This window comes from Nitratireductor sp. ZSWI3 (genome assembly GCF_024655565.1).
Classification (GTDB): Bacteria; Pseudomonadota; Alphaproteobacteria; order Rhizobiales; family Rhizobiaceae; genus Nitratireductor.
Genome location: NZ_JANKOF010000144.1, coordinates 1 through 2,835 on the forward strand (window position 1 = coordinate 1; position 2,835 = coordinate 2,835).

General features: G+C 60.6%; 2 protein-coding genes and 1 pseudogene. 1 reads left to right on the forward strand and 2 read right to left on the reverse strand.

From position 1 onward, the window contains the following. Positions 1 to 35 precede the first annotated feature (35 nt). Entirely contained in the window at positions 36 to 1,061 is a 1,026-nt protein-coding gene (locus NUU27_RS24160) for a fatty acid desaturase (RefSeq protein WP_257764854.1), read from the forward strand. 519 nt (positions 1,062 to 1,580) lie between these two features. Here the strand turns inward: NUU27_RS24160 and NUU27_RS24165 are convergent. Next, positions 1,581 to 2,075 (reverse strand): annotated as a pseudogene (locus NUU27_RS24165) (transposase); the annotation flags it as partial. A 186-nt stretch (positions 2,076 to 2,261) separates the two neighbouring features. Then, the coding region (locus NUU27_RS24170) for a type II toxin-antitoxin system HipA family toxin (RefSeq protein WP_257764853.1) at positions 2,262 to 2,835 on the reverse strand (574 nt) is incomplete at its 5' end.

Consider the following 2,835-nt stretch of genomic DNA (forward strand, 5'->3'; position numbering starts at 1 on the left):
TTTTGCTTGGGCGCACATGTAGGCTTGGAAACTTAGTGGAAAATAATGTTTCTGATGGCGCTGCCATTGAGGGCAGCGACCGCTCCTGGACAAAGGTCCTCGCGCAGTATCGGCAACCTAACCCCGTCCGCAGCACGGTCGAGATAGCCATAACGGCGCTGCCCTTTGTCGCCTTATGGACATTATGTGCGGTGGCCGCGGCGTACGGCTTCTGGTGGGGCCTCTTGCTGACGATCCCGGCGGCCGGCTTTCTGGTCCGCCTTTTCATCCTGCAGCACGATTGCGGTCACGGCACTTTGTTCGCGCGGCGCGGCATCAATGACTGGACGGGTCGCATCATCGGCGTTTTCACCCTCACGCCCTACGACTACTGGCGCCGTACCCACGCCGTCCATCATGCGACGGCAGGCAATCTCGACAAGCGGGGGATCGGTGATGTCAAGACACTCACGGTTGGAGAGTATCGTGCATTGCCGTGGTGGGGCCGCGCGCATTATCGCCTTTATCGCCATCCCTTGGTGATGTTCGGTTTCGGCCCAGCCTGGCTGTTCGTCTGTCAATATCGATTGCCATTCGGCCTCATGCGCGCCGGCATACAGCCCTGGACGTCGACAATCGCCACCAACCTTGGCGTCGCCTTGCCCGTCGCCGGCCTGATGTGGCTTATGGGGATCGGTCCCTTTCTCATGGTTCAGGTGCCAATCACCCTGATGGCGGCGACTGCCGGCGTCTGGCTTTTCTATGTTCAGCATCAATTCGAAGAAACGCACTGGTCCGAGGGCAACGATTGGAATTTTCACCACGCCGCGCTGCACGGCAGTTCACACTACGATCTTCCCTTTCCTCTGCGCTGGATTACTGGAAACATTGGCATCCACCATGTGCATCACTTGTCAGCCAAGGTGCCGTTTTATCGTCTGCCGGAGGTGTTGCGAGATCATCCCGATCTGCGCAACGTGGGTCGCATCACCCTTTTGCAGAGCCTACGCTGCGTCAAACTTGTGTTGTGGGACGAAAACGCCAAGCGTCTCGTGTCGTTTCGAGAGATGTGGGCAGCTTGAGCAGTGAACGGTCCTTCGCGTTCATGGGAGTGCCTGCTCAGCGGTTAAATAACCGTGACGGCCCAATCCAGTCATGCACTTGATAACGGCTCTTGGGGTCAAGCTGTCATGCCCTCGCCTAGGCTGGCGGAGCGCTTGTACGGTAATCGGCGGCATTCGGATGCATCATAAGCAATGTCAGCTTTTGGAAGTTGCACAATGCAGCTGCGATGTTCGATTTGGTGAAGGGTTTCGGGTGCCGGCAGACGTACGAAAGCCTCTCATGCAGGAACCCGCGGGCCACAGTCGATGGTTATGGGGATTTCGATCTGCGGTCGATGTCGGCGATGGCGCGACTGCCGCTGGGCTGCGTGGGGATGGATGCGAAGAGGCGGCTTCGTTGTGCCTCCGTGCGGTCCAGCCGATCCCGCACGATGCTCGTTGTGAAGGTGTCGACAGCGATATTGACGGTGGACGCGCGAGGGTTCGTTGCCGGAGGCGAAGCGTCTGCGGCTGTGGGCTCGACCATGCCATCCCGGCTCATGGAGCTGTCTCCCGGTTCGTGGCGGTCGCATCGGGCGGACCGCGCGGCTGTCTCCAGTGCGCGAAGGTCTCGATGATGATCATGCGTCCGCCACAGCAGGGGCATGGCGGACGGTAGTCGTCCGGTTCGCATGGTGCCCCGGCATCGGGTGGCATGGTGGCACTCAGGAGTTTGCGGGCGAGCGCGAGACTGGCCTTGCGGGCAGAGCCGGCGAGCAGACCGTAGTGCCGGATGCGATGGAAGCCGCGCGGCAGGACATGGAGCAGGAAGCGGCGGATGAACTCGTCGGCTGCAAGCGTCATCACCTGCTGCCGGTCCGTGCCGTCGCGGGGGTAGTCCTTGTAGCGGAAGGTGACGCCGTGCTCATCGAACGCGATCAGGCGGCTGTTCGAGATCGCGACCCGGTGGGTGTAGCGTGACAGATAAGCGAGCACCGCCTCCGGTCCAGCGAACGGCGCCTTGGCATAGACGACCCAGCGCTTCGTCCGGACAACCCCGCGCTGATAGCCGCCGCTGGCAAGCCGGAACGGAATGCCGGTGATTGTATCAAGCGCGACCGCGATCAGACCCTAGAAACCATCTTTTCCCCTGGCTTTAAGTTCCGACAGCGCGGTACTCAGATTTTCGATATGTGTTTCAAGGGATGCCGGCATTCGGACGCTTCTCTAATTGTGTCCTTACAGTTTCACCAGCGGCAGCTTGCCGAGATGCGCGTCGATGGTCTTGGTGACGTGGTCCGCCTGCGGCAGGTGTGCTTTCTCTTTCGCCCATACCTCGTGGAAGCGGGCGACGGTGTCTTTGGCCGTGTCGAGCACCGGCGTTTCCGGCAGGTGCGCCTTGCCGGCGAGGTAGGAGAGCTCGTCGGCGTCCAGTCCGGCGAATTTGCGTGTGCGGGCATATTTGAGGGCGGCTTCGTCGTCCTCGATGTAAGCAATCGTCGATACGAAATCATATGCCGGTGAGAGTGATGCCGTGCGGCGGTCGCGGTAGATCAGCGACCAGTTTTTCAGGTGCAGATCGGCATTCCCGATCAGCGTATTGAACACGAGCCGGCGCGTGAATTCCGCAATATCGGCGTCCGAGCCTTCGGCGCCGAGCACGGTGGCGATGTTTCGCGAGCTCGCGCTCTTGTACTTGTTCTGCGGATAGACGCCGTAGACCTGCGCGAAATCCTCGATATGGACCGGGCCGTCCGGCGTACGGTCGAAGCGCTGGATGGCGTATGCCTTGCCGGTCAGATTGCCGAGTCCC